The organism is Rhizobium sp. Root149, from assembly GCF_001427345.1.
GTDB lineage: Bacteria > Pseudomonadota > Alphaproteobacteria > Rhizobiales > Rhizobiaceae > Neorhizobium > Neorhizobium rhizoryzae.
Genome location: NZ_LMGD01000023.1, coordinates 79,839 through 106,763, shown reverse-complemented (window position 1 = coordinate 106,763; position 26,925 = coordinate 79,839). Strand labels below are relative to the sequence as shown.

General features: G+C 56.4%; 26 protein-coding genes and 1 riboswitch. Of the genes, 9 read left to right on the top strand and 17 right to left on the bottom strand.

The window, feature by feature from the left end; all coding sequences use genetic code 11:
- Window positions 1-123 precede the first annotated feature (123 nt).
- The 4 genes from ASD54_RS20355 (at window position 124) to ASD54_RS20340 (ending at window position 4,224) form a co-directional block, all read left to right on the top strand.
- Window positions 124-624 carry a (2Fe-2S)-binding protein gene (locus ASD54_RS20355; protein WP_062556404.1) on the top strand — a complete coding sequence of 167 codons (501 nt, stop codon included), beginning with the start codon at window positions 124-126 and terminating at the stop codon, window positions 622-624.
- Window positions 621-1,679, top strand: coding sequence for a xanthine dehydrogenase family protein subunit M (locus ASD54_RS20350; RefSeq protein ID WP_062556403.1), 1,059 nt, complete (start codon window positions 621-623; stop codon window positions 1,677-1,679). Before ASD54_RS20355 ends, ASD54_RS20350 begins: the two co-directional genes overlap by 4 nt.
- On the top strand, window positions 1,669-3,933 hold the full coding sequence (locus tag ASD54_RS20345) for a xanthine dehydrogenase family protein molybdopterin-binding subunit (protein WP_062556402.1): 2,265 nt from the start codon (window positions 1,669-1,671) through the stop codon (window positions 3,931-3,933). The genes ASD54_RS20350 and ASD54_RS20345 overlap by 11 nt, the downstream gene beginning before the upstream one ends.
- Window positions 3,934-4,032: 99 nt before the next feature.
- A complete protein-coding gene (locus ASD54_RS20340) occupies window positions 4,033-4,224 on the top strand; it encodes a hypothetical protein (protein WP_062556401.1) in 192 nt (63 codons plus the stop codon).
- Window positions 4,225-4,254: 30 nt separating this feature from the next.
- Here the strand turns inward: ASD54_RS20340 and ASD54_RS20335 are convergent, their stop codons facing one another.
- A complete protein-coding gene (locus ASD54_RS20335) occupies window positions 4,255-4,602 on the bottom strand; it encodes a response regulator (RefSeq protein WP_062556400.1) in 348 nt (115 codons plus the stop codon).
- Window positions 4,602-6,092: an HWE histidine kinase domain-containing protein gene (locus tag ASD54_RS26845; protein WP_062556399.1), complete on the bottom strand. Its 1,491-nt coding sequence runs from the start codon at window positions 6,090-6,092 to the stop codon at window positions 4,602-4,604. The genes ASD54_RS20335 and ASD54_RS26845 overlap by 1 nt, the downstream gene beginning before the upstream one ends.
- A gap of 263 nt (window positions 6,093-6,355) precedes the next feature.
- On the opposite strand from ASD54_RS26845, the gene ASD54_RS20325 reads away from it, so the two are divergent.
- Window positions 6,356-7,234, top strand: a complete 879-nt coding sequence (locus tag ASD54_RS20325; protein WP_062556398.1) for a DMT family transporter — start codon at window positions 6,356-6,358, stop codon at window positions 7,232-7,234.
- Between the two features lie 112 nt (window positions 7,235-7,346).
- On the opposite strand, the gene ASD54_RS20320 is transcribed toward ASD54_RS20325, so the two are convergent.
- The 3 genes from ASD54_RS20320 to ASD54_RS20310 all read right to left on the bottom strand — a co-directional run bounded on the left by ASD54_RS20320 (window position 7,347) and on the right by ASD54_RS20310 (window position 10,945).
- The gene (locus tag ASD54_RS20320) at window positions 7,347-8,051 is read right to left on the bottom strand and encodes a pirin-like bicupin family protein (protein ID WP_200958475.1); all 705 of its coding nucleotides are present in this window, start codon (window positions 8,049-8,051) and stop codon (window positions 7,347-7,349) included.
- 131 nt (window positions 8,052-8,182) lie between these two features.
- On the bottom strand, window positions 8,183-9,661 hold the full coding sequence (locus tag ASD54_RS20315; protein WP_062556396.1) for an NAD-dependent succinate-semialdehyde dehydrogenase: 1,479 nt from the start codon (window positions 9,659-9,661) through the stop codon (window positions 8,183-8,185).
- A 3-nt stretch (window positions 9,662-9,664) separates the two neighbouring features.
- A complete protein-coding gene (locus ASD54_RS20310) occupies window positions 9,665-10,945 on the bottom strand; it encodes a 4-aminobutyrate--2-oxoglutarate transaminase (protein WP_062556395.1) in 1,281 nt (426 codons plus the stop codon).
- 137 nt (window positions 10,946-11,082) lie between these two features.
- Here ASD54_RS20310 and ASD54_RS20305 point away from each other — a divergent pair, with 137 nt between their 5' ends.
- The gene (locus ASD54_RS20305; protein WP_082547305.1) at window positions 11,083-11,910 is read left to right on the top strand and encodes a MerR family transcriptional regulator; all 828 of its coding nucleotides are present in this window, start codon (window positions 11,083-11,085) and stop codon (window positions 11,908-11,910) included.
- 77 nt (window positions 11,911-11,987) lie between these two features.
- Here ASD54_RS20305 and ASD54_RS20300 read toward each other — a convergent pair whose 3' ends face one another.
- The 5 genes from ASD54_RS20300 to ASD54_RS20280 all read right to left on the bottom strand — a co-directional run bounded on the left by ASD54_RS20300 (window position 11,988) and on the right by ASD54_RS20280 (window position 16,439).
- Window positions 11,988-13,031: a sulfate/molybdate ABC transporter ATP-binding protein gene (locus ASD54_RS20300; RefSeq protein WP_062556884.1), complete on the bottom strand. Its 1,044-nt coding sequence runs from the start codon at window positions 13,029-13,031 to the stop codon at window positions 11,988-11,990.
- A gap of 10 nt (window positions 13,032-13,041) precedes the next feature.
- Entirely contained in the window at window positions 13,042-13,899 is an 858-nt protein-coding gene (gene cysW, locus ASD54_RS20295) for a sulfate ABC transporter permease subunit CysW (RefSeq protein WP_062556393.1), read from the bottom strand.
- Window positions 13,892-14,749, bottom strand: a complete 858-nt coding sequence (cysT, locus tag ASD54_RS20290; RefSeq protein WP_062556392.1) for a sulfate ABC transporter permease subunit CysT — start codon at window positions 14,747-14,749, stop codon at window positions 13,892-13,894. Before cysT ends, cysW begins: the two co-directional genes overlap by 8 nt.
- Window positions 14,750-14,763: 14 nt before the next feature.
- Window positions 14,764-15,756, bottom strand: a complete 993-nt coding sequence (locus ASD54_RS20285; RefSeq protein ID WP_244484829.1) for a sulfate ABC transporter substrate-binding protein — start codon at window positions 15,754-15,756, stop codon at window positions 14,764-14,766.
- A gap of 236 nt (window positions 15,757-15,992) precedes the next feature.
- The gene (locus ASD54_RS20280; protein ID WP_244484808.1) at window positions 15,993-16,439 is read right to left on the bottom strand and encodes a YqaA family protein; all 447 of its coding nucleotides are present in this window, start codon (window positions 16,437-16,439) and stop codon (window positions 15,993-15,995) included.
- A 121-nt stretch (window positions 16,440-16,560) separates the two neighbouring features.
- Here ASD54_RS20280 and ASD54_RS20275 point away from each other — a divergent pair, with 121 nt between their 5' ends.
- Together ASD54_RS20275 and ASD54_RS20270 are read left to right on the top strand one after the other, a co-directional pair.
- On the top strand, window positions 16,561-16,911 hold the full coding sequence (locus ASD54_RS20275; protein ID WP_062556389.1) for a DUF393 domain-containing protein: 351 nt from the start codon (window positions 16,561-16,563) through the stop codon (window positions 16,909-16,911).
- A 103-nt stretch (window positions 16,912-17,014) separates the two neighbouring features.
- Window positions 17,015-17,902 (top strand): aldo/keto reductase, encoded by an 888-nt coding sequence (locus tag ASD54_RS20270; RefSeq protein WP_062556388.1) that lies wholly within the window; start codon window positions 17,015-17,017, stop codon window positions 17,900-17,902.
- Between the two features lie 53 nt (window positions 17,903-17,955).
- Here ASD54_RS20270 and ASD54_RS20265 read toward each other — a convergent pair whose 3' ends face one another.
- The 3 genes from ASD54_RS20265 to ASD54_RS20255 form a co-directional block, all read right to left on the bottom strand.
- A complete protein-coding gene (locus ASD54_RS20265) occupies window positions 17,956-18,636 on the bottom strand; it encodes an energy-coupling factor ABC transporter permease (RefSeq protein WP_062556387.1) in 681 nt (226 codons plus the stop codon).
- 50 nt (window positions 18,637-18,686) lie between these two features.
- Window positions 18,687-18,894, bottom strand: a riboswitch (cobalamin riboswitch).
- Between the two features lie 66 nt (window positions 18,895-18,960).
- Complete coding sequence (locus ASD54_RS20260) at window positions 18,961-20,307, bottom strand: histidine kinase dimerization/phospho-acceptor domain-containing protein (protein WP_062556386.1); 1,347 nt, start codon at window positions 20,305-20,307, stop codon at window positions 18,961-18,963.
- On the bottom strand, window positions 20,304-20,963 hold the full coding sequence (locus ASD54_RS20255; RefSeq protein WP_062556385.1) for a response regulator transcription factor: 660 nt from the start codon (window positions 20,961-20,963) through the stop codon (window positions 20,304-20,306). The genes ASD54_RS20260 and ASD54_RS20255 overlap by 4 nt, the downstream gene beginning before the upstream one ends.
- 159 nt (window positions 20,964-21,122) lie before the next feature.
- Between ASD54_RS20255 and ASD54_RS20250 the strand changes: the two genes are divergently transcribed.
- On the top strand, window positions 21,123-21,389 hold the full coding sequence (locus ASD54_RS20250; RefSeq protein WP_062556883.1) for a PepSY domain-containing protein: 267 nt from the start codon (window positions 21,123-21,125) through the stop codon (window positions 21,387-21,389).
- A 3-nt stretch (window positions 21,390-21,392) separates the two neighbouring features.
- Here the strand turns inward: ASD54_RS20250 and ASD54_RS20245 are convergent, their stop codons facing one another.
- From ASD54_RS20245 to ASD54_RS20230, 4 genes are all read right to left on the bottom strand, one after another.
- Window positions 21,393-21,779, bottom strand: coding sequence for a diacylglycerol kinase (locus tag ASD54_RS20245; protein ID WP_062556384.1), 387 nt, complete (start codon window positions 21,777-21,779; stop codon window positions 21,393-21,395).
- Entirely contained in the window at window positions 21,766-23,385 is a 1,620-nt protein-coding gene (locus tag ASD54_RS20240; RefSeq protein WP_082547347.1) for a phosphoethanolamine--lipid A transferase, read from the bottom strand. The genes ASD54_RS20245 and ASD54_RS20240 overlap by 14 nt, the downstream gene beginning before the upstream one ends.
- Before the next feature lie 211 nt (window positions 23,386-23,596).
- Window positions 23,597-25,405, bottom strand: a complete 1,809-nt coding sequence (atzF, locus tag ASD54_RS20235; protein ID WP_062556382.1) for an allophanate hydrolase — start codon at window positions 25,403-25,405, stop codon at window positions 23,597-23,599.
- 216 nt (window positions 25,406-25,621) lie between these two features.
- Window positions 25,622-26,824 carry an MFS transporter gene (locus ASD54_RS20230; protein WP_062556381.1) on the bottom strand — a complete coding sequence of 401 codons (1,203 nt, stop codon included), beginning with the start codon at window positions 26,822-26,824 and terminating at the stop codon, window positions 25,622-25,624.
- Window positions 26,825-26,925: the final 101 nt, after the last annotated feature.

The window sequence follows — 26,925 nt, the reverse complement described above, 5'->3', positions numbered from 1 at the left end:
ATGTAAAGCAGAAGCTGACGCACTGCTTTTTTGGCCACGATGGCAATTCAAAGTTTCATACTGCCGGACATACCGTCAATCGCGGTTCAAAGCTCAACATCACTCTTTCTGAATGGGGTACGCATGTCACTCTCCATCAGCCTTACCATAAATGGAGACGCAAGAACGATTGTTCTTGAAGATCCACGCGTGACGCTGCTCGATCTTCTGCGTGAACGCCTGCAACTGACCGGAACCAAGAAGGGTTGCGACCGAGGGCAGTGCGGCGCCTGTACTGTTCTCGTGGACGGTCGCCGGATCAATTCCTGTCTTACGCTTGCAATGACGGTCGACGGGGCTCACGTCACGACGATTGAAGGCCTGGCAACCGGCGATGAACTTCATCCGGTTCAGGCAGCGTTTCTTGAGTGTGATGGCCTGCAGTGCGGTTATTGCACGCCGGGGCAGATCATGAGTGCCGTCGGCCTGATCGCCGAAGGGCAAGCTGTGGGTGATCCAGAGCGCGTTCGAGAACTGATGAGCGGTAATATCTGTCGATGCGGTGCCTACAAGGGCATCACGGAAGCCGTCCTTGCCGCGATGGAAAAAGATGCAACAATCTTCAAGGAAAGGGATGCGGCATGAACCTGTTCGACTATGTCCGAGCATCCTCTGTCGATGAAGCTGTTGCCGCAGTTGCGAAGCCCGGCGCGCGCATACTGGCGGGCGGCACAAACCTTCTGGATCTCATGAAGATCGGCGTTGCTGAACCGACGACGCTTGTCGACATAACGCGCCTGGAAGATCTGAAGCGTATCGATTGGCTAACGGATGGCGGTGTGCGCATCGGATCGCTCGTGCGCAATTCAGACTTGGCTTACGAAACCCGCTTCGCCACTGCGTTTCCCATGGTTGCAGAGGCTTTGCTATCCGGTGCCTCTGCTCAGTTGCGCAATGCCGCGACGGCGGGCGGAAATCTTCTTCAGAAGACACGCTGCTCCTACTATCAGGATGTGGCCAGCGCTTGTAACCGACGAAATGCTGGCTCTGGCTGCGATGCACGCCACGGTCTCAATCGCCTGCACGCGGTCCTGGGCTGGAGCGATCACTGCATCGCCACCCATCCTTCCGATTTTTGCGTCCCGCTTGCGGCTCTTGAAGCGATGGTCGAGGTAACTGGCAAGGGAGGTACCCGCGAGATACCGATAGAAAGCTTTCACCTTCTTCCGGGAGATCAGCCGGCCAAGGAAAACGCGCTCGAAGCGGGCGAACTGGTCACGGCAATCCGCATCCCGGCGGACGCATCACGATTTGCAGCGCATAGCCGCTATCTGAAGCTTCGCGAGCGTACCTCCTATGCCTTTGCCCTGGTTTCGGCAGCGGCCGCCATGACGATCGAGGATGGTCGCATTCTAGAGGCTCGCCTGACCCTCGGCGCCGTTGCCGCCAAACCGTGGCGTTCGAGAGATGCGGAAGCGGCAATGATCGGACAAATACCATCCAAGGACCTCTTCCATCACGCCGCCGGTCTCGCCTTGCAGGGGGCAATCCCCAGCGGGGACAATGCCTTCAAGATCGAGCTTGCTGGCCGCCTTGCCGCCAGAGCCTTGTCTGCTGCCAGTGCCGGAACACCTGCTGCGATGCCAGCACTTCCTGGCTCGCCGCTATCGACATTTTCAGGAGATGCCCATGTCGCTTGACCATTCGTCAGACACTTCGGCAAGACCAACGACCCGTTATGGATCAAACTCGGGGCAGCCCCTGACCCGGCGCGATGGCGTTCTCAAGGTGACCGGGCAGGCAACCTATGCCGCGGACAACCATCCCGCACAACTTGCCTACGCCGTCATGGTTGGCGCAACAATCGCCCGCGGCCGCGTAACGGCCATGGATGTGGAAGCTGCCAGCCGTCATCCCGGCATCATCGAGGTCTTCACGCCGGATAATGCACCCGCTTTCGCGCATGATCCGGATGAAAAGATGCCACCCTTTGGCTTTCGGCTGGAGCTCTTGCAGAACCATTCAGTCCGTTACGCCGGACAGCCAATTGCTCTGGTGGTAGCGGAAACGCTGGAAGCAGCAACGGAAGGCGCGCGCCTGCTTCAACCCGTCTATGAGACGGCTGAAGCGCGCACCGGTCGCGACAACGGCGTTCAGTTTGACCCGCAAGCGGTCGGGGTGGGTGGCCCGCCATCGACCTCCCACGGCGATCTCGATGCCGCCTTCGCCGCATCAGAAACGATCGTCGAAGCGGAATATTCAACACCTGCGCAATATCACAATGCCATGGAACCGCATGCCGTTGTCGCAGAGTGGAACGGCGATCACCTCACCCTCGATATGCCCAATCAGGCGCTGGCCATGAGCTGCGCCTCCTATGCGCGCTATTTCGATGTTCCAGTCGAAAATGTCGTCATACGGTCTCCATTTCTGGGTGGCGGCTTCGGTTCGAAGGCAATTCTCAATGGCCCGCAGATTCTGGCGATTGCCGCCGCACGCAAGCTGAAGCGCCCGGTCAGACTGGCACTCACCCGTGCCCAGATGTACGGACCGGTCGGCCATCGTGGACAGACATGGCAAACGCTGCGAATGGGATTGTCGAGTGATGGCAGGTTGAAAGCAATCCATCACCGTTCGATATCTGCCACGTCGAGCTTCGACGATTTTCTGGAACCTGCCGCCAATGCTTCGCTTCCGCTCTACGCGGCAGATGCGCTGCTGGCGGAGCACAAAGGTCTGCGCCTTGACATCGGCACACCAGGGCCGATGCGTGCACCCGGCGAAGCAAGCGGATCCGCTGCGCTTGAAGTTGCCATAGACGAAGCCGCCGAAGCCTGCGGACTGGATCCGCTCGAGTTCCGTCTGCTGAACTACGCCGAGAGTGAGCCCGGCTCCGGCAGACCCTTCTCTTCCAAGGCACTGCGTGAATGCTATGAGCGCGGCGCGGAGGCATTCGGTTGGAAACAGCGCCCGCGCGCAGCGCGCACGATGCGGGACGACAATGGGCTGCTCGTCGGCTGGGGAATGGGTACGGCCGTGTTCCCCTGCCCCATGTTCCCGGCACAGGCAAGAACAACCGTGCGGGCGGATGGCTCCGTTCTCGTGGAAACCGGCGGCGTTGACATGGGCCAGGGCGCATGGACCGCACTGGCGCAGATTGCTGCAGAGGCGCTGGGGCTGGAAGCACACGAGATCGAATTCCGATCCGGCGTTTCAACGCTGCCGGATGCCGGGGTCGCCGGGGGATCAGGCCACACCGCCAGTGCTGGCCTCGCCTTGAGCAATTCAGGTCTCGATGCGCTCGCAAAGCTTGCGGAAATTGCCACCAACGATCCCGACTCACCACTGTTCGGTGCTGGCAACATTGGTGTCCTTCCCAGAGGCGGACGATTGGTCCGTCGTGACGACGAAAGCCGCGGTGAACGTTTTGCCGACATCCTGACACGGGCAAAGCAGAGCGAAGTCATCGGCGAAGCGAAGTCGATGCGGGAACCCGGGAATGCGGAAAAGTTCGCCATGTACTCACACGGCGCCGTATTTGCCGAGGTCAAGGTAGATCCTGATCTTGGACAAATCCGCACAACGAGACTGGTGGGCGCCTTCGCCGCAGGACGCGTCATCAATCCCCGGCTGGTCCGCAGTCAGTATTATGGCGGGATGATCTGGGGAACATCGTTCGCCCTGCATGAGGCCGCACTCATTGACCAGCGCACAGGCCGCGTGATGAATGCCGATCTCGCGGAATATCATGTTCCGGTGAACGCAGATGTTCCGTCGTTGGAAGCCATACTGGTTGCAGAGGACGATCCATACGTCAATGCCATCGGCGTCAAGGGCGTCGGCGAAATCGGCATTACTGGAACCGTGGGCGCAATCGCAAATGCCGTCTGGCATGCGACGGGCAGGCGCGTACGACATTTCCCGATCCATATCGAGGACATTCTTGGCCTCTAACATTCGACGACCCAGCCGTTTTGATCGAACGGCTGGGTCGATGATCCGGCGAGGATTGAGATCGTAGTCAACTCAGAACGACCAATAGCGGATTTGCCGATGTTTCTGGATATGAAGAGCTATGGGCCAAGGCCGGAGCCACTGCCGCCCAAACCATCGAAGCCCAACCTCAGCCCAAGGGAGCAAAAAATCCTGGCATGGGTGATCTGCTTCAACATCCTGGTTCTGTTCATCGCGCCGATCGGCGGCGCAACAGTCATCCATAGCCTGCTGGCGTTCATGTTTAAGTAAAACTTGAACCCACCTCCACGACTGAAGGACCTATTCATCGACGCCAATGTGTTTCAGAGCATCCCTCAGCTGGGGTAAATCGAAAGGTTTCTGAAGGACGTGTGCCGAAAGGTATGGCGGTTCGAGACCGGCAGCACCATAGCCGCTGGCGAAAATGAAGGGTATGCCCCGCTCTGTCAGGCGATCTGCCACCGGGAAGGAACGCTTGCCAGCAAGATTGATGTCGAGAATTGCCATATCGATCTCTGCAGTCGCAGCCTTTTCAATGGCCGGTTCAAGCCGCATGACAGGACCAATCGGCTGGTGCCCGAGGTCGACAAGAAGATCCTCAATCAACATGGCGACCAACATTTCGTCCTCAACAACAAGTATACGCATCAGACAGAATCCATGACCGGCTTATCCCGAATTGCCTCCAGAGTTGTATCCAGCGTGAAAATCACGCCGGCTGGATCAAAGCGTAATTGGGCGTCGCCGGATAATTCGTGAGGGAGCACCTGAAGAATGAGCCTTGAGCCAAAGCCGCGCTGTCCGGCGTCGATAACGGCAGGTCCTCCACGCTCTCGCCAGAGAAGGCGAAACGTCTGATCTTCAAGAGACCAGGCAATATCGACATATCCGTCAGGCACGGACAAAGCTCCATATTTGAGCGCATTTGTCGCAAGTTCATGGATCGCAAGGGCGACGGACATTGCGGCGTGCGGCCCGACCCGCAGATCCGGCCCTGATAGAACGAAGCGCCGTTTACCGCCTTCTTGGAAAGCTTCAAGCGCGCTTTCAATCATCATCTTCAGGCTTGCGCCTGACCAGTTCTCGTTTGTCAGGACATTATGGGCTTTCGAGAGCGCCAGAATTCGTCGTGTTATGGCGTTGGATGCAGCCGCAGCCCCCTCGACGTTGCGCAGCGTCTGGCTAACAATGGACTGGATGGAGGCGAGCGTGTTCTTCACCCTGTGGTTCAATTCGTTGATCAGAAGCTTCTGATAATTTTCAGCCCGTACCCGATCCGTGACATCGGATCCCTGAACAAAGATGTGGCTCACAGAGTTGGCCTCATCCCGGATCGGCTGAAAGACGAAGTCCACAAACCGCTCCTCCATTCTCCCACCCTTGGCGCGTCCGATGACAACGCGCTCCGACATGCGGATGACCGGTTCCCCGGTTGCGAAAACCTGATCAAGAAGCGAGATGAAACCTTGATCTGCCATTTCGGGTAGCGCCGACGCAATGGGTTGCCCGAGCACGTCGCGGCTTCCGATCAATTTCTGATATTCGGGATTGATCAGGTCGAAACGATGGTCCTGTCCGCTCAACATCGCCATGAATGTAGGCGCCTGCGAAAACAGGTTCTGCAGCCGCTGGAATTCCTCCTTGTTGCGGCGCTCCGCTAGAACACGCTCGGTGGTTTCAACGACGATCGCAATGACCCCCGCCGGACGACCTTCCTCATCCATCACTGGAGAATAATCGAGATCCATCCACACCTGCTCGGGGTAGCCTTTGCGGTGGAGTGTCAGTTCCTGATCGCGGTAGGCCAAGGTTTTTCCTGACAGGCCGACCTTCATGACATGATCATTGAAATCGGCTATCTCGGCCCATCCTTCCCGCACATTTGAGCCGAACAATGCTGGATGTCGCGCGCCAGCAAAGACCGAATAGGCGTCGTTATAGATCATGACGCCCTCTTCCCCCCATAGCATGACAATTGGAACCGGAGACTGGATCAGCAGCGCAATCGCCGTTTTCAGAGATTGGGGCCAGGTTGACACATCGCCCAAGGGTGTCTGACGCCATTCAAACTTGCGGACGAGTGCAGCCATTTCGCCATCATGGCCAAGGAATTTGAACGGGTCGATCGTTCCGGGCATTGCACTTATCCTGAGCTTGAGTTCACCCCCCAAGGTAGAGGCATTTGAGCATCTGCCAAGAGTTGTAATCGCAGAAACTGATCGATCAACGCATTTGGATCAGAATGTACAAATTTGAATTGGTATCTGCCCCATAAAACCGGTAACGAGGGGCAAGAATTAGATATGCCTCAAATAGTTGGTTTGCTGCCGCTCATTCGCTTGCGAAGCGAGCGCAAGCCAGACTGAGGTGGCAGCTTGCACCATTTAAAGAAGTATTCGCGATGTCAGAGACCCGGCCCAACACACTCAAGGCGGCAGCGTGGATGCTGGCTTCAATCGCCCTATTGCTCCTGATGGCCGTTTCGGGTCGTGCGACGACAAAAGAGCTGAACGTTTTTCAGGTCATGGAAATGCGATCCGTCATCGCATTTTTTATGCTGCTCCCATTCGTGTATCGGGAGGGTGGCTTCCGCGCGATGCGCACGCGCATCCTGTTCAGTCATATCGTCCGCAATGGTGCACATTATGTCGGCCAGTTTTTGTGGCTCATGGGGCTGACCATGATTCCGATGGCGCAGGTGATCGCAATTGAGTTTACCGCGCCAATCTGGACCGCCCTCATGGCGGCAGCCTTTCTCAGTGAAAAGCTGACCTGGAGAAAATCGCTCGCGATTCTGCTGGGCCTCGTCGGCGTTATCATTATTGTCAGGCCCGGTGGTACATCCATCAATCCCGGCCAGCTCGTCGTCCTGGGCGCAGCCTTTGTCTTCGCGGTATCGTTCATCACGACGAAAGCACTCACCAGGCGTGACAGCGCCACCAAGATCATTTTCTGGATGCTGATCATCCAGTCGGTTATCGGTTTTACTCCAGCCCTCAATGTCTGGGTCTGGCCATCGGCTGGTCTGTGGCCGTGGATCTTTCTGATCGCGTTTTCCGGTACATTTGCCCATTTTTGCATGGCAAAAGCACTTTCCTATGCAGATGCCACTGTCGTCATGCCTATGGATTATCTCAGGGTGCCGCTTTCCGCCGTGATTGGATATCTGCTTTATGCAGAAGCGATCGACGTCTTCACAGCCTGCGGCGCAGCCCTGATCCTCACCGGTAACCTTTTCAACCTGCGCAGAAACAAGCCACTTCCTGCGCAGGCTGCCTAATGCCGTTAAAGGGTAGCGCGATCTTTCAGATCCGCTCTCGACGCTTTAACTTTTTGTTTGATCGCATGTCGTTACCGCAAAACCGCAGCACAATTTTTGCTACGACATGCCGTTAGCGATGCATATCGAACAGCAGCGCCCTTCCGTCAGTCACCCATTCAATATCGGGAATTGAACCAGTTCCCAACTGGATACCGTCTCCTGATGAAAGACGCTCACCGTCGACCATTGCCAGACCCTCGATGATATGCACGAAGGTCAACCGTTCGGGCGACGATGGGACAGGAAGCCGTGTCCCCTCAGCGACGTTTGCTAGGAAAAGCCGCGTATCGGAATTCAGCCTCAGAGGCGCCTTCGCATCACCGCCTGCCGCAAGAACTTGCCATCCCCCAGTCATATCGTCTTCAACCGGCAAGGGTGCCTGCTGATATGTGGGCAGGCCATTCCGAACGTCCGGGATCAACCAGATTTGCAGAAAATGAGCAGGTGCGTCAGCTGAAGCATTCATCTCAGAATGGCGCACGCCGCTGCCAGCATACATCAACTGAGCTTCACCGGGCGCAATCGTTGCGACATTGCCCAATGTATCGCGATGTTCCAACTGACCGGAAAGCACGATCGTCAGAATGTCCATGTCAGCGTGACCATGCTCTGAGAAGCCGGAACCCGGCGCGATCCGGTCTTCATTGATCACGCGAAGTGCGCCAAATCCCATACGGGTCGGATCTTGAAAGCCACCGAAGGAAAACGTGTGAAAGCTGTCAAGCCAACCAGTATTCGTACGACCGCGGCTCATATTCTCGTGGATCAGGGTCATCTTCATTTCCTTTCACGTGTGAAGCAAGACAGTGCTTCCGTTGCGTGAAAGATGACATTTGTCAGACGTCTTCATAAGATGAACAATTGCGCCATCACTGTTTTCAATTTAGAGACAGTGATGGCTGAGGCTCAGATGGAAAGACAGAGATACTTGATTTCGAGATAGTCCTCGATGCCGTATTTCGAGCCTTCACGCCCCTGTCCGGATTGTTTGATCCCTCCGAATGGCGCAACTTCGGTGGAGATCAATCCGGTATTGATCCCGACCATTCCATATTCCAAAGCTTCCGCCACGCGGAAGACCTTGGAGAGGTCCTTAGCGTAGAAGTAGGAGGCCAAACCAAACTCCGTATCATTGGCAAGCTCGATCACCTCTTCCTCAGTCTCGAAGCGGAAGAGAGGCGCGACCGGGCCAAAGGTTTCTTCCCGTGCGACCTTCATGGAAGATGTTACATCCGTCAGGACCGTTGGCTGAAAGAAGAGATCGCCTTGGCCGTCGCGTCGCCCACCGGTGGTCACATTCGCCCCCTGAGAAAGAGCATCGGAAATATGCTCCTCAACCTTGGAGAGTGCTTTGGATGAAATGAGCGGGCCTGCCTGAACACCCTCCTCGAAGCCATTGCCAATCTTCAACTGTGCGACACGTTCCGTAAGCCGGGCTGCAAACGCATCATAGATACCGGATTGTACGTATAGCCGGTTTGCGCAAACGCAAGTCTGGCCGTTATTGCGAAATTTGGAGATCATCGCGCCTTCTACTGCGGCATCGAGATCTGCATCATCGAAGACGATGAAAGGTGCGTTGCCACCAAGCTCCAGCCCAAGCTTCAACACCTGATCTGCGCCTTGCCGCATGAGGATCTTGCCGACATTGGTGGACCCGGTGAAAGTCAGTTTGCGAACCTTACTGTTCGCACACATCTCCTGTCCAATGCTGGCTGAATCCGTGGACAGCACGACGTTGAAAAGTCCAGGCGCCAAGCCAGCGCGTAGCGCCAGAACAGCGAGCGCCAGTGCGGAAAGCGGAGTTTCCGCAGCCGGTTTGGAAACCATGGCACAGCCAGCCGCCAGGGCAGGCGCAAGCTTGCGGGCGAGCATCGCATTCGGAAAATTCCACGGCGTGATCGACGCAACGACACCAACGGGTTGCTTCAGAACGATGATGCGTTTGTCTGGCTGATGTCCGGGGATGGTATCGCCATATATGCGCTTTGCCTCTTCGGCAAACCATTCCACATACGAAGCGCCGTAGAGAACTTCGCCCTTGGCCTCGGCAAGGGGTTTGCCCATTTCCGAGGTCAGGATGATCGCCAGATCATCAGCATGCGCCACGATCAGATCGTAGAAGCGACGCAGCACACCGGCGCGCTCTTTACCCGTTCTCGCAGCCCATGCTTTTTGCGCCGCATGCGCCGCCTCGATTGCATCCGCCGTTTCCGCTCGCCCCATATCGGGCAATACGGCCAGCACCTCTCCAGTTGCCGGATTGGTGACTTCAAAGGTTTCGCCTGTTTCGCTCCGTCCGACCCAGCGGTCAGCGATCAGCGCGGTATCGACAAGCAAGGACGGATCTTCGAGCCGTGATGCGAGCGTGGAAGAAACCGACATGGATCAAGCCTCCGCCGCGCATTCGCGGAGGGTGGTTTCCAGAATATCCAGCGCTTCCGCGAAGACATCGTCCTGAATGGTGATCGGAGCGAGGAAGCGGATCACATTGCCGTGGACGCCGCAGGTCAGGAGGATCAAGCCCTTTTCCAGCGCCCGAAGTCTCACTTTGTTCGTGAAATCCGGGTTTGGAGTCGTTGAGTGAGGGAGATTGAATTCGACAGCATTCATGAAGCCAGGTCCGCGAATATCCGCGATCTGTGGAACGGCTTCCGTCAGCGAGTGCAATCTCTGCTTGAGCCGCGCGCCAAGCTGGTCTGCCCGTGCGCAAAGCGCCTCTTCCTCGATCACATCGAGCACCGCGTTCCCCGCAGCAATGCCAATCGGGTTACCACCATAAGTGCCCCCCAGTCCTCCCGGTCCAGGCGCATCCATGATGTCGGCGCGACCTGTGACTGCAGCGATAGGGAAACCGCCGCCCAGACCTTTCGCCATGGTGGTCAGATCTGCATGAACGCCATAATGCTCCATGGCGAAAAGCTTGCCGGTGCGGGCAAACCCGGTCTGAACTTCATCTGCAATCAGCAGAATACCGTGCTTGTCAGCGAGCTCGCGGAGCTTTGCCATGAACGCGCGCGGCACTTCGTAAAAGCCGCCCTCGCCCTGAACTGGCTCTACAATGAAGGCAGCAACCCGGTTAGGATCGACATCAGCCTTGAACAGCTTGTCGAGAACGCCCAGCGTATCTTCGACGGTTGTGCCGTGCAGAGCAACCGGAAACGGTACGTGGAAGACATCGGGCATCATGGCACCGAACCCCGTCTTGTAAGGCACCACTTTGCCGGTGAGCGTCATGCCCATGAATGTCCTGCCGTGGAAGGCGCCAGTAAAGGCGATCACCGCCGACCGATTTGTGGCAGCGCGGGCGATTTTTACCGCATTCTCAACCGCTTCCGCACCGGTCGTCACGAAGATCGTCTTCTTGGGAAAGTCGCCCGGGACCGCATCATTGAGACGCTCAGCCAGGCGAATATAGTTCTCGTAAGGAATGACCTGATGGCAGGTATGGGTAAAGTGGTCGAGCTGATCACGAACCGCAGCCATGACCTTCGGATGCCGATGCCCCGTGTTGACGACGGCGATGCCCGCGGCGAAATCGATATAGCGGCGGCCTTCCACATCCCAGATTTCTGCATTCTCGGCGCGTTCTGCGTAAACGCTCGTGGTGACACCCACGCCGCGCGAAATTGCGTCGCTGCGGCGAACCGCCAATGCCTGATTATCCATGCTGCGCCCCTCTTTGAAAAAGATCCGGAACGAAAATCGCCCTCTAACGATTTCTTGCATTTTTTCTGTAGTTTTACAATCGGGGTTCCGCACATTATTTCAGCATGGACCGATCAGAAATTCAGAGCAGCGGCAAGATGGATACAATCCTATTCAAAATTGCGGAGGCGGCGCGCATGGCGGGGGTTTCGCCCTCAACCCTGCGCCTATGGGAAAGCCAGGGGTTGATTGAGCCGATCCGGACGCCCTCCGGGCAGCGCCTGTTTGACAGCTCACACATCGACCGTCTGAAAATGATCAGCTACCTCAGGACCGAAAAAGGACTGAACCCGGCGGCAATCCGTGAGCAGTTGAAGCAAGAATCTGCAGATGCAGACACTGACAGTGCCTCCAACGAGGAAGAGCTTACCTCAGGCTCCAATCTATCGATCGGCCAGAAGATCAGACGTATGCGACGAGAGGCAGCCAAGACTCTCGATGCCGTGGCGCGCGATCTCGATATCCCGATTTCGCTTCTCTCGACATTCGAGAGGACATCGCAGGGGTTGTCGCTCAAAGGAATGCATGATCTGGCCAACTATTTCGGCACGACCATCACGTCCTTGAGCGGACAGGAGGAACCAAGCGGCGCGGAATCACTCATCCGATCCGGTAGATGGTCGACTTGGCCAACGACCTTTTCAGGCGTCACCATCCAGTGTTTGGCGGAGGGACGCAACCAGATGGAATGCCATCGGTTTGTTCTGGCACCCGGCGCCTCAAGTGAAGGAGCCTACAGACATCCAGGTGAGGAGTTTCTGCATATTCTCAGCGGAAACCTTGAGATCATGCTGGATGGGTCAAACTTCTTCGAACTCGCAGCCGGTGACAGCTTCTATTTCGAAAGTACTCGCCTACACTCCTGGAGGAACATCCATGACGGTGAAACGGTGCTGATCTGGGTCAATACACCGCCTACCTTCTGACATCATGAGTTGTTGACTCGTCCCAGACCACAGCCAGAGCAGGGAGGAGCGGAGCGCGCTCCTCCTTCATACTGAGATCACGCTGCTCTGGGGAAGAGACGCCAATGTTTCGGCCTGAAGTTGATCTGGCTTCTGATGGCCGCCGGATGATCGACAGGTACGTCGACTTCCACACGATACTGGCTCCCTCCCAGTGCGAGTTCCAGGCGACGGGCTCCCGCCAAACGCCTGCTTCCCACCACAATTCCATCGAAACAGCCGCCGCAGCCACTTAGAAACTCGACATCATGCGGTCGGAAGAACAGCGAAGACGGACCTTCGGTTGCGCCATCGGCCTTCAGACCGACTGTGCGATCGTCAAGCCATACCTCTCCATTTTCAACACGAACCGGCAGTTCCGATGCCTCACCGATGAAGCGATGCACGAATGGAGAGCCGGGCTTGTCGTAAACATCGTCAGCTGATCCGACTTGCTCGATCTTGCCTTGGCTCATCACCACGACGCGATCGGCAAGTTCCAATGCTTCTTCCTGATCATGGGTAACGAACACAGTCGTATGGCCAGTACGATCATGAAATTCTCGGAGCCATTTGCGCAGTTCCTTGCGAACCTTGGCATCCAGTGCCCCGAATGGCTCATCCAGCAGAAGAACCCGCGGCTCGATTGCCATGGCACGCGCCAAAGCCACACGCTGGCGCTGACCGCCGGACAACTGATTGGGATAGCGCTTTTCCAGACCCGAAAGCTGGACCATCTCAAGGAGCTCGGCGACCCGTTTCCGAATCTCATTTTTGGGAGGGCGAGTGGAAGACGGACGAACATTCAATCCGAACGCGATATTATCAGCCACCGTCATATGCCGAAACAGCGCGTAATGCTGGAAGACAAATCCGATGTTGCGCTCCTGAACGCTCTTATGGGAGGCATCCTCTCCACCGAACAGAATCTTCCCGTTCGTAGGCTGATCGAGTCCGGCGATGAGGCGCAGAAGCGTTGTCTTTCCAGAACCTGACGGGCCAAGCAGAGCAATGAGTTCACCGGAACGGATATCGAGAGATACATCGTTGAGGGCCGGAAACCGGGCAAATTCCTTGGTGACGTTTGATACGGTAACTTCCATCATCATGCCCTTAATGTCGTCCGCCAGCATTGCCAGCGCCAAATCGTATTTCAAGAAGCGTTTTAAGCGCGAGTGTCACGAGCGCGAGCGCAGCCAACAGAGACGCAACGGCAAACGCCGCCGCCATATTGTATTCATTGTAGAGAATCTCGACATGAAGGGGCATTGTGTTGGTCAGGCCGCGAATATGGCCGGAGACGACAGACACCGCGCCAAATTCGCCCATCGCGCGGGCATTGCAGAGCAGCACGCCATACAACAGACCCCATTTGATATTGGGCAGTGTTACGTACCAGAAGGTTTGCCAACCGGAAGCTCCAAGAGAAAGTGCCGCTTCCTCATCTCCCGAACCCTGATCCTGCATGAGCGGAATCAGCTCACGCGCGACAAAGGGGAACGTCACGAACACCGTCGCCAGGACGATACCTGGAACCGCAAAGAGGATTTCGATCCCATAGCTCTTTAAGATAGGTCCCAGCACACTGTGGCTTCCAAAGAGAAGCACATAAACCAGACCCGAAATGACCGGTGAGATTGAAAATGGCAGATCGATGAGGGTTATCAGGAAAGCTTTGCCTTTGAACTCGAACTTAGCGATTGCCCAGGCGGCAGCGACGCCAAAGACAAGGTTCAACGGAACCGCAATAGCGGCAACGAGCAATGTCAACCGAATGGCCGCCGCGGCATCTGGTTCAACCAAAGCTTCCCAATAGCTGGCAGCACCGTTGCGGAAGGCTTCGATGAACACGGCCACCAGCGGCAGGAAGAGAAAGAAGGCGAGATACAGGCCACCGATCGATGTCAGGACGATCTTGGTTCCGATCCTCTCGTCGACAGGATTGACGAAGCGAGTTGCACGATCAGCCATTGCCGTACCTCCCCCTGCTCCACGACTGGATCAAATTGATGATCAGAAGCATGGCGAATGAGATAACCAGCATGATCGTCGCAATCGCCGTCGCGCCCGCATAATTGAACTCTTCCAATCGGATGACGATCAACAATGGCGCGATCTCGGAAACGTAAGGAATGTTTCCGGCAATGAAGACGACCGAACCGTATTCGCCGACGCCGCGTGCAAACGCCAGGGCAAAACCCGTCATGATCGCGGGCAGCAGGCTGGGCAGCAAGACCTTGAAGACGGTCTGAAAGCGGTTGGCACCAAGCGTGGCTGCCGCCTCCTCGACCTCACGATCGATCTCCTCCATGACAGGCTGCACAGTGCGGACGACGAACGGGAGCCCGATGAAAATCAGCGCTATGGTGATGCCGATCGGTGTGTAGGCAATACGGATGTCGAAGGGGGTGAACCATGCGCCGATCCATCCTTTCGGAGCATAGAGCGCACTGAGCGCAATGCCTGCGACTGCCGTTGGCAAGGCGAACGGAAGATCCACCATCGCATCGATCAGGCGACGGCCGGGAAAGTCGTAGCGAACCAGAACCCAACAGATCAATACGCCAAAGACACCGTTGATCAGGGCTGCGATCAGCGCAGTTCCGAAGCTGATCTTGAGGGCTGCCAGTGTCCGCTCATCCGTCAGGATGGACAGAAACTCGGATGCCGAGAGCGAACTAGCCCGAACTATGAGACCGGCAAGCGGTATCAGGATGATGAGGCCGAGGTAGGCGAGCGAAAAGCCAAGCGTCAATCCGAAACCTGGGATGATGCTCGGCTCTTTCAATCGCCACCGCATCGAAGCGGTGGTTGATGTCATATCAGGCTCACTCCTCAGCGTGCCGGCTTGTAGATCTGGTCGAAGATACCGCCGTCACCGAAGTGCTCAGGCTGCGCTTTCTTCCAACCACCAAACTGCGGATCATCGATGGTGACTAGCTTGATGTCTGGCAAGGCCTTCAGCAGTTCCGGCTTCACTACCGCACGGTTGGCCGGACGATAGAAGTGTTTCGCTGCGAGGTTTTGGCCTTCATCGGAATACAGGTACTGCAGGTAGGCTTCTGCGACCTTGCGCGTTCCCTTTGCATCGACATTGGCGTCAACGACAGCAACCGGCGGCTCAGCGAGGATTGAAATCGGGGGCACGACGATTTCGAACGCATCCTTGCCGAATTCCTCACCGGCGAGAAAAGCTTCGTTTTCCCAGGCCAGCAAAACATCGCCGATCTGGCGTTGCGCGAAGGTGACCGTCGAGCCGCGGGCACCACTGTCCAGCACCGGGGCACGCTTATAGAGATCTGCAATGTACGCCTTGATCTTGGCCTGATCCCCCTTGAATTCCTCGTTGGCCCAAGCCCATGCCGCCAGATAGTTCCAGCGAGCGCCACCGGAGGTCTTTGGATTCGGGGTCACGATCTTCACGTCACCCTTGACCAGATCGCCCCAGTTCTTGATGCCCTTGGGATTGCCCTTTCGAACAAGGAAAACGATCGTGGAGGTATACGGAGAAGAGTTGTTGCCGAGGCGTGCGCGCCAGTCGGGCTTTATCTTCCCGCCATTCTGTACAATGGCGTCAATGTCGCTTTCCAGTGCAAGCGTCACCACATCGGCTCCAAGACCATCGATTACCGAACGCGCTTGCTTGCCAGAACCGCCATGAGACTGCTGGATCGTAACGGTCTCACCAGCTTGCGCTTTGTAGTGCTTGGCGAAGGCCGCGTTGAAGTCCTTATAAAACTCGCGTGTCGGATCATAAGAGACATTCAACAGTGTCGTGTCGGCATGCACGGCCGGTGCCATTAGAAGCGATGCAAGTACACAGGCCATGGCAAACCTCAGAGTGCGAATATCTTTCGACATGGCAACTTCCCTCCAGTTGATGGCTTAAGACTACCGAACAGGTCGACTTAGTCAACGAAGGTCCGCCCCTAAAGAAATCTGTTTCATTTTCGTGATCAGCGCGGAGAAAGTCTGATCGATATCCAGTTCGTTTCACGCAAAGAATCGCGCGTCTACAGACGGTGATAGGGAATATTCTTGAACGGTCGAGACCGACCCATGCTTCAAAATGCGTTGGATGCTAGCGCTGCGATCACGCAATAGCGCGCAGACTTTGCGATCGTAACGAAGATGAGAAAGCTTGCCAGCGGTTCTCGCAGCACGCCCGCTACGACCGTGATCGGATCGCCAATGATCGGAACCCAACTCGCCAACAGAGACCATCGGCCGTATTTTCCGTACCAGCGGCTTGCTTGATTGAGGCCAGCTTCGGAGACCGGAAACCAGCGCCGGTTGCGAAAACGTTCGATGCCCCGACCGAGCGCCCAGTTCACGACGGATCCTGCGACATTCCCGATGGTGGCAAAAACAACGAGCAGAACAACCGGGTGTTCAGCCTGGACGACGAGATATGCAAGGAGTGCTTCCGATTGTGCTGGCAATAGGGTTGCCGCGACGAAGGCTGTTGCCATCAGCCCGAGATAGGCCATCATGTCCGGTCTGTTCCGCATTCGCCTCAGTCTGGGGGTCTCGTAAACCAAATAGGCTCCCGGGTCAAAGCGCTCTTCGGGTCCCCATTGATCCGTCGGATCAGAGAGGGCGTAGATTGGCACAAAAGAAAGGCTAGACGGAATGAACCCTCATCGTGCGACAGTCTGGTTTGACAGCGGATGTCCGCTTTGCCGTCGCGAAATTGCGCTGATGCGAAAGCTGGACCGCGGCAATGCCATCCGCTTCGTAGACCTTTATGATGCATCGGCCAGTTGCCCGATTGATCGTGCAGAAGCACTGGCGCGGTTTCATGCAGAAGAAAATGGCAAGCTTTATGTCGGTGCACAGGCGTTTGCTGCAATGTGGCGGGCGATTCCCATGTTCCGCCCACTCGGAATTATGGCAGGATGGGCGCCCTTGACTCCCCTTTTCGACCTACTTTATCGTGGCTTTTTGCGCATCAGGCCACGCCTGCAACGGCTGTTCCAGTAAGCGCTGCTATTCGTCCATCACCGCTTCGACAATATCACAGAGTTGAGATAAACCGCGTGGCAGCGGCGGGCTGCAGCCCGCGATTTGGCGAGAAAGGAAGCAGATGCAGCGCGTTGAAATTCAGGCCGGATTGGATCTCTCACGGATCGTCTATGGCATGTGGCGGCTAGCCGATGATCAGGATGTGTCCGCGGGCAATATCATTGCCAAAGTGGAAGCATGCCTTGAACAGGGTATTACCACCATGGATCATGCGGATATCTATGGCGGCTATACCGTTGAAGAGCATTTCGGCAGAGCATTGAAAGGCGCCGGACTTCGAGACAAGATCGAAATTGTTACCAAATGCGGCATAGTTGCACCCACGGGAGACTACGCCGGGGCACGGCTGAAGCATTATAATACCTCGGCACAGCACATCAGCGCGTCGATCGACAGATCTCTACGTCTCCTGGGCACAGATTACATCGATCTTTTGCTGATCCACCGCCCCGATCCTTTCATGGATTTTACGGAAACCGGCGGCGCTCTCGATGCCGCCGTGTCATCCGGCAAGGTCAGAGCCGTCGGCGTTTCGAATTTCCGCCCCTGGGATCTCGCGGCGCTGCAGTCGTGCATGCAGACGAAACTCGTGGTCAACCAGATCGAACTGAGCCTTTTGGCGCGGGACCCGTTCACGAATGGTGATCTGAGCTCGATGACACGAGACAAGGTCCGGGCAATGGCATGGTCACCTCTGGGTGGTGGCCGCCTTTTTTCAGATGACACTGACCTTGGCAGGACGCTGGATCGCATCGCAGCCGAACAAGGTGTAGATCGCACAGCCATTGCCGTCGCCTGGCTACTCGCACATCCGGCCCATATTCTGCCCGTCATGGGTACAAACAATGTTGCACGTATTCGACAGATTGGCGATGCGATGAAAGTCAAGCTTTCGCGGGAAGACTGGTTCGAACTCTATTCCACGGCAGAAGGCCGGGACGTTCCATAACGTCTCGGCAATCGGCGGCCTGCAATCAGGCCGCCGGCTTAGAGATCACAGTGTCAGGCTGCCTGATGCAGTCGACGGCTGAAAATCGGGCCCTGGCTGTATTTGCGCAAGGATTTAGCCGCTGCAAGCACGGCCAGATCGACCAACGGCTCAATGAGGATAACGCTCATATAGGCCACGCCGAAACTTCCGATGCTCACGAGATTTTCGACCGTGAACCCGTGGCCATAGAGCGCCCAGAAGGCCACCCAGGCAACAATACCACCCTGATAGGCGGTAGACAGTGTAAATGCCTGGCGATAGGTCACATCAACATAGGCCGTGCGGGCCGGAATAAGCTTGGCCGCGAGCTGGCTGATGGCCCAAAGCGGAACGAGCAAGGTCGTTACGTTCATGCCATACTGAGGAAGATCGAACGGCGAGAAGAACAGGCCCTGGATGAGGAGGCCGGCGGCAAGCCCGATGGACGCAGCACCTGCGCCGAACATCAGGAACAGGGTCGACCCAAGAATGAGGTGAACTTCGGAAACGCCGACCGGATGATGCGGCAAGACCTCGAAAAAGCCGAAGACGAGAACGGTCGTAATGGCACTTCGCAACGCGAGCGACGCGACACCACCATCCCGACGAACACTGTCTGTTGCCATTTTGGCTGTCAGCCCCAGCGCGGCCAATGCTGTCGCGTAGCTGAGCACGATTTTTGCGCCGTCAACGACGCCCGGTTCAATATGCATATCTGCCTCCCCGCGCCCACCGCGCGGTCGATTGGTGTGTCATAATCGGACGAATGTCCGCCTCTGATGGCAGGTCTCCTGGCTTGCGATTCGCAGCTTCATCCCCCTTCCCGGCCCTGACGCCAGTGGATAACGGATGTCGCTCCTCGCCTACAGTTGCGGGGGCAGCCGTGGCATTGGCAACTTGCGTTGCATCACCACATTCCCTTTTCACCGGTTGCTTTATGGGCAACCGAGACCATCATCGGGAAGCCTAAGACTGTTTTTGAGCGCAGCGCAATCCCGTTCACGGCGATTTCACGAGAAAACAACTGTGAGACAGAATCACGGGTCAGGAAATACGATGCTCGCATCGAAACGAGACTGGTCGGGCGCCAGCGGCGTGGCCGTCAGTTCCAGTTGCGCGCCCATCTGGGTCGCCAGCCGTTCCACGATGGCGAGCCCCAGACCCGAGCCGGGATGAAGGGAATGGCCGCGCACGAAGCGCTGTCGCAGCTTTTCCGGAGGAAGCAAGGTCTTGGGCGACGTGAGGTTCGATACGCGCAGGCCATCCGGCTTCAGGTGCACGTCGACATGCGTGTCAGGCAAGCGGTAGGCGAGAGCATTTTCGACCAGATTACGGGCAGCAATGGCAAAGGCGTCCGGATCTACCTCGCGAGAAAGGACCATTCTCTCCGGACGATGATAATGAAGAACCGAGCCACTCTGGCTGTTGCGCAAGAATTCTTCCATAACGACGTCAAGGATCGTCGACAGGTCCGAACGAACCGCAGACTTACCGATGCCCGCATCGGCTCGCGCAAGCTGCAACAACTTTTCCGTCAGCACGGAGAGCTTCCTGAGTGCTGCGTCAACCTGCCTGGCGCGATCCCGGGTCTGTCCATCCTCAAGCTCGGAAAGCAGGAGCTGGCTTTGTGCAAGTGCACCTGCAATGGGTGTCCGCAATTCGTGAGCACTGTTGGCGGTCAAGGAACGTTCTGCTTCCAGCGCATCGTCCACCCGCTTGATCAGAAGGTTGACGGATTGCTGGATCGGTTCGAGTTCGATAGGCAGATCCTTGAGATCGATGGGTGCAAGATTCCCGCTGTCGCGCAGGCCGATAACGCGCTTCAAACGATCCACCTCGCTGACGTTTCGGCGCACGAACCAACTGACGGCAATCAGACTCGCCGGCAGGAGCAGGAGAAGCGGCAGCAGCAGTGCCGTACCGCCCTCAATTGAGGCCTCCCGCCGATGCTCCAGCGAATCTGCGACTTGTACGAAGATGCTGCCACTGACGGCAGCAACCGTGAATATGCGTTTTTCGCCGCCACTCCAGAAGCCTTCCACCAGCGGCGCTTCGTAAGGATCGGCACTGACATTATGCGAATGCAGCAGCACGCGACCGGAGCCATCCCGAACCTGATAGGTCAAATACTCATCTGGCACGTTTTCGCGCAACGCCGTCAGCTTCCGGGGAGCGCTGGTATCCTCTCGAGTGTAAAGGTCATCAATGACCAGAGGTGCCAGGCGTTCTGCTGTCTCCTGAAGAGCGCTGTCGAAAACCTCGCCCATTTCCTCCTGCATGACAGAAAAGGCAAGTCCTGCAGCCAGCAGCCAGAAAGCCAATAGGGTCAATCCGAGCGAAATGCGCAGTTCGCGTGCAATGCTGCGGGGCCTCGGCATACTCATTCAGCCACCCGATAGCCGATACCGCGAACTGTTTCGACAATCTCCTTCCCCAACTTGCGCCGAAGACGGCTCACATAAACCTCAACGGTATTGCTTTCGATTTCGGCACCAAAAGCATAGAGCGCTTCTTCGATCTGGGACTTGGATACGATAGAATTGCGTCGCGCAAGAAGGCATTCAAGCACAGCCCACTCACGCGCGGAAAGGGAAATGCGCTCACCGGTCTTTCCCTCGATGCGATGTTCGGACGGATAGACCTCGAAGCCGGCCAGTTCGACCATCGGAGTCTGACTGGCGCCGTATCGTCTGGAAACCGCATGGATTCGCGCTTCCAGTTCATCCAGGTCGAAGGGCTTGACCAGATAGTCGTCCGCACCTGCATTCAACCCTGCGATCCGGTCAGATACCTGGTCATGCGCGGTCAGAACGATGACCGGTATCATCTGCTTCTTCAGCCGGATGTGCTTGAGAATATCGAGGCCGCTTCCATCGGGCAGGCGAAGATCGAGGAGAACCAGCGCGTAATCAACACCAGCGAGACAGGCAAGCGCACTCTCCTTGTCTTCCGCAAGATCCACTGCATGGTTGTGCCGGGTGACGTGAGTGCGCACCGCATCCGCCAGTGTTGCATCATCTTCTACAAGCAGGATACGCAAGGCAACGTGTCTCCATTTCGACCACGCAAGTGTCTTATCAAACTGTCACCAAACTGAAATCGACCGCGTTGCGATTCCGTGATGAATTTCTCCTGTTTTCAGGTGGATGTCAGCTGAAGAATACAGCGTAACAGGCGAATAATGGCTGGAGCAGATCACATGAAACGTCTCGTCGCTATTGCGATTGCAAGCTGGGCCGTCGGGACGGCAGCCGTTGCAAGCGAACGGTGCAACGTACCGATTGCCGATTGGCAACCACGCAAGGTCTTGCAAGCAAAGCTCGAAAGCGTTGGTTGGAAAGTGAGATCCATCCGAAGCGAAGATGGCTGCTACGAAGCTTTCGCCATCAATGCAGAGGGGGAGAAGGTTGCTGCCTTCTTCAATCCGAAAAGCCTGGAGATCCTCGATACGAAGATCGAACATTAGATCTCAGCCAACGATCACCCGGACCGTCGTATCCAGCATCAGAATTCCCCAGGCGAGAAGCCCGCAGAAAACGGCAAATGAGCCGAGATCTTTCGCATGCCGTCCGGTGGCTGAGAATTCGGGCGAGATACGGTCGATGATCTCTTCGATGGCTGTATTAAGCGCTTCCAGCGCGACGACGATCAGGAAAACACCGATCAGAATCAAAAAGCGCGCAACGCTTGCGCCTATGATGGCGAAGAAGACAAGTGACGCCAGCATTGCGAGGCATTCGTGACGAAATGCCGCTTCCTGCCACAACCTTCTGGCGCCTGAAGCGGAATATCGCTGTGCCGCAAAAAGATGCCTTATTCCCGTTACCTTGCGCGGAATCTCATCAGGATTTTGCATTCGATGCCTTGCAGGAACCGTAAATATCAAGCTTTGGATCTTTTACCTTGGTTTCTACATGCATCAAGCCCAGCACGGTATGAAAGAGATTGTCGTGCGAGACGGGCTCTTTTTCCAGCTTATCAATGCATTCCGACTCTATCCCCTGCCTCGCTTCGGCTCCTAGCCACAGAACAAAGGGAATATGCGTCTGTTGTTCCGGTGCAACGAGCCACGGTGCACCATGAAGGAACAGGCCCTTCTCGCCGAGAGATTCCCCGTGATCCGACATGTAGATCATCGATGGCGAAAGGCGATCCTGCTGCGCGCTCAACTTGTCGATGATGCTCGCAAGGACATGGTCCGTGTAGACGATCGTGTTGTCATAGGCGTTGATGATCTCATCGCGATGGCATTTGGAGAATTCCGAAGAGCGGCAATCAGGCTGGAAAATCTTAAACGCGTCGGGGTAGCGGGCGTAGTAGGCCGGACCGTGGCTGCCAAGCTGATGCAGAACCAGAACCGCATCTCCGCTGACAGTTTTCAGCCAGCCGTCCAGACGATCAAGGAGGATGTCATCCCAACATTCGCCGCCATTACAGAAGCGAGCATCTTTGGAGTTGAAGAGATCGCTATAGGGGATACGATCAGCCACGCCCTTGCTGCCAGTATTGTTATCCAGCCACTCGGTCCGCACGCCAGCATGGACCAGAACATCCATCAGGTTTTCTTGCGCAAGAGCTCTCGCATGCGCGTAACCGTTCTGGCCCAGGTTCGAAAACATGCAAGGAACAGAGATGGCGGTTGCTGTTCCGCAGCTCGTGGCTTTGGTGAAGTAGAAGATGTCCCGCTTTGAAAGCTCAGGGTTCGTCGGGCGTTCGTAACCGCCGAGCTGGAAGCTGGAGGCACGCGCCGTTTCGCCGACGACGACAATGGTTACTCGGGGCTTTCTGTGTGAGGCCTTGAGTGCATCTGCCACCTTCGCATCACGGCCAAGCGGCTTTACGACGATGTTCTTTTCGGCAGTGGCCTTGCGGACATAGGTGACCGCGTTGATCATCGGGAAAACAGGATTCAACATCTCGAACCAATCGTGGTTCTGGCGCCGCGCGAAACTGTAAATCCCCGCATGAGACAGCCCGGCAACGGCGAAGATGACAAGAGAGGGAATGATAACCGCTAGGTTGCGCACGACTTTGCTGAAAAAGTTCCGATGGCGGATCTTCACCCATGCGATCAACAGACTGGGCAAGAGTGCGTAGAGACACATGTGCAGTATGAAGCCTGCAGTGATCAGATGACTGGCTTCTGCAGTGTTCGTCTCCGCTGCATTTCTGATCATATCGTCGTCAATGATGACGCCAAACTGATCCATGAACCAAGCGGACGAAGCAGCCGTCCAGATGAACACGATCAGCAGCGGCTTCATCAGATATTTGACCGAAAAGCTGACGAACAAAGCGATGAATGCAAAGGTGATGCCAACAGCAAAGGCTGCGATGGCCAGGTTCTGCCCGGCCATGATCCCGAATGTCTTTGCCCAGAACGTTCGGTTCAGGAGCAACAGAATATAGACCGAGACGATGATGCTCAGCGGGATGCTTCCCAGGATTGGGCGTTTGAACATCATAGGCTCCGGCTCTGTCATTTTCGGTTCTGGTCGAAAAGGGTCGACCAGTTTCAATGACCAGCACTGATAACCGAAGCTGACAGCAGCCTGAATACGTATATTTTATGACGCACGCCAAGTTGAGCAGCCGACATCCGTCCTGCTCCTCGAGGAAGAGACATTCGCGCGGCGGCATCAGATCCCTTCAATGGATCCCACGCTTACGGTGCTATCCGGCTTGCCTGATGCTTGCAATGTAAGCGCGCCAACCGCCAAGGGCTGTGATCTCCCTGGCGTTCCCAAGCGCGTAAGGCTCGCACAGGAAACCAGAGACCTGGGAGCCATCGTCGAGCGTGACCTTCCCGATACCAAGCGGTGCCGGGATGTTTTGGACAAAACGCCCGAATGCCTGGGGGCTTACCTTCCAGACTTCCACCTCCAGCCCTGGTCCGCAATAACCCGGCTCTCGGATGAGCCCCGGCTTCGGTGGTGTCGTGTTCGGCAAAACGTAAAGCCGGTAGTCAGCTGCCGTCCGGCAGCTTTTGATCAAGCGCCCACCTGAGCCGGTCAGTTCATGGTTCAGCGGCATACCCGTGAGATGCGCTCCGACCACGACGATAGGAACAAACCCATCATCAGGTTCTGTCACCATTGAAGCTTCCGGCAATACAGCGCCGCGGTCCTTGCCCATTCCCGACGCGCAAGCACGATGCAGGGCATCCGCGAAAGGCGCCAGCGCATCGTCGGAGAAGGCTGGGCCGAAAAGGGTCACCCCATTCGGCAGGCCGGTTGCACCGAAACCTCCGGGCACAGCAATCGCTGCGTATCCGAAGAGGTTGGCAAAATTTGTATAGCGGCCAAAGTGGCTGTTCTTGACGATGGGATCAGCTACCATCGCATCTACCGTGTAGGTTGTCGGCGAGGTCGGCAGCATCAATATGTCTACCTTTGCCCATTCCGCATCAGCCCTCTGACGCAGGTGGCCTAGTTTATATTGCCCTTCGAACGCCGCGACGGCATCATAGGCTTTAGCACCTTCGATGATCTGTCTCACGGTTGGGTCGAAATCCTGCGCATTCGTCGCAAGGAAATCTGTGACCGCTGCCAACCGCTCCGCCACCCACGGCCCGTTATAAAGCAGTTCCGCTGCCTGACGGAATGGCGCGTAGTCAAAGGGCACGATTGTTGCGCCAAGCGACAGCGCCCTCTCAATCGCAGTGTCATAGAGAGCTTCTACCTCGTTGTTTCCGAAGAACTCGCGCTCAGAGACGTCAAGCACACCAATGCGCAGACCCTGGTGCGGAAGGGTTGTCGCAATCGCCTTGCGGGAATAGGGATCGGCCGCATCATAGCCCTCCATGACTTTGCGAATGGCGACGCCATCCCCCACAGTCGCTGCAAAGATCGTCACGACGTCGACGCTGCGGCAGGCTGGTACCACGCCCACATTGGGAACGAGCCCTGGAGTTGGCTTGATGCCCACGAGGTTATTGAAGGCTGCGGGAACGCGACCGGAGCCGGCTGTATCTGTTCCCAGCGCAAAACTTGCCAATCCTGCGCCAACGGCTACGGCAGACCCGGAAGACGAACCACCCGAAACATAATCGCGATTGAATACGGAGCGTGGCGCGCCGTAGGGCGAGCGCGTTCCGTTCAATCCGGTTGCAAACTGATCAAGATTCGTCTTCCCAATCACCAAAGCACCCGCAGCCTTCAGGCGCGCGACGACCGTAGCGTCTGCAACGGGTTCGTAAGCGAAGGCCGGACATCCGGCCGTGGTGGGAAGTCCCGCCACATCGATATTGTCCTTGACTGCAAATGGCACCCCCCAGAGCGGCAGGCTGTTCGGCTCCGGCGCTCGTTCCATCAATTCTCTGGCCGCAATACGCAACTGATCTGGAGAGCTTTGCGTAATAAAAATTGCCGGATCCTCGGATGCTTCTCGGCGCGCAATGATCTCATCGATCATCTGCAGGGGCGTCAGACCAGAGGCATAGGCCGCTCTCACGGCTTCGAGATCGAGAATAGTCGGCAGCATTCAAACCTCCGGCACAGGGCTGCGATAATTACCGAAAGTGTATGCAATTTACATGCCATGCAAGAGGTTTTGCATTCCGCCTTTAGCGGCGACCATTGGCGAACAACGAAGCCCTGGGGAAGCCTTCAGACGATCAAGTGCTTTAAATTTGTGCGTTTGCAATCGGACGATTAAGAGCTACTAGCGAAGCCTTCCCGGCTTCGCCAATATCCGGCATCAGGCGCGTCGCTCGCTCGGAAGCCGAGGCAGCAAGACAGTGAGCAGCCCAAGGAGCGGCATGAACGAGCAGAGGCTATAGACAAACTCGATGCCCTGCCGGTCGGCAAACACGCCGAGCACCGCAGCTCCAATCCCCCCGAACCCGAAGGCAAAGCCAAAGAACAATCCGGCGATCAATCCTACGCGACCCGGAACCAGTTCCTGCGCGAAGACCACGATTGCTGAAAACGCGGACGAGAAGATGAAGCCGATCAGGATGACCAATACCAACGTCCAGAACAGATCAGCGTAGGGCAGCATCAGTGCAAAAGGAATGACTCCGAGAATTGAGAACCAGATCACGCTTCGAGAACCGAAACGATCGCCGATCGGACCTCCCACGAAGACGCCCGCCGCCGACGCGCCTAAGAACAGGAAGAGCATGAGCTGCGCATCCTGAACGCTGACGTTGAACTTATGGATCGCATAGAATGTGAAATAGCTCGAAATGCTGGCCAAATAGGCATTTTTCGTCGCGGTCAGGACAATCAGGATCGCAAGTGTCCAAGCCACATGCGAACGTTGCAGCGGCAGAGTCCGGCTTGGATTGGAGCGGCCCGCGTTACTGCGGCGATGGCGCATGTACCAGACGCTGACCCCGGACAGCACACAAAAGCCAAGCAGGGCGATCAGCGAGAACCAGCTCAGAACCGACTGTCCATAGGGGATGACGATGAAAGCGGCGAGAAGAGGTCCGATGGCCGTGCCCGTATTTCCGCCCACCTGAAACATGGATTGAGCCAGTCCGTGACGGCCACCCGATGCCAATCTCGCAACGCGAGACGCTTCCGGGTGAAAAATCGCCGAACCAATGCCAATGAGGCAGGCGCCAATAATCAGCACAACGAAGTGGTGGGCAAAGGCAAGTGTGATCAGACCAGCGCAGGTGGAGAGCATGGCCGTCGGCAACGAAAAGGGCATCGGCCAACGGTCGGTGATAACGCCAACGGCAGGCTGCAATAGGGATGCGGTCACCTGAAACGCGAAGGTCAGCAGGCCGATCTGTACGAAATCGAGCGCGTAATTAGCCTTGAGGAGAGGATAAAGCGATGTCAGCAGTGACTGCATGATATCGTTGAGCATGTGGCAAAAACTTGCCGCGAAGATGATGGAAACAGCAGTTTTCTCTGCCGTAGCTCCTGTGGCAGCTATGCTCGCCATGACCGTTCCTCTGTCCTCTTGATATTATGCCTCGGTTGCGTCGAAACACCGCAGAAGTTGGTTTAGCGAGGTTGCAGATGGCCCGCATTTGTGTTTCGGTC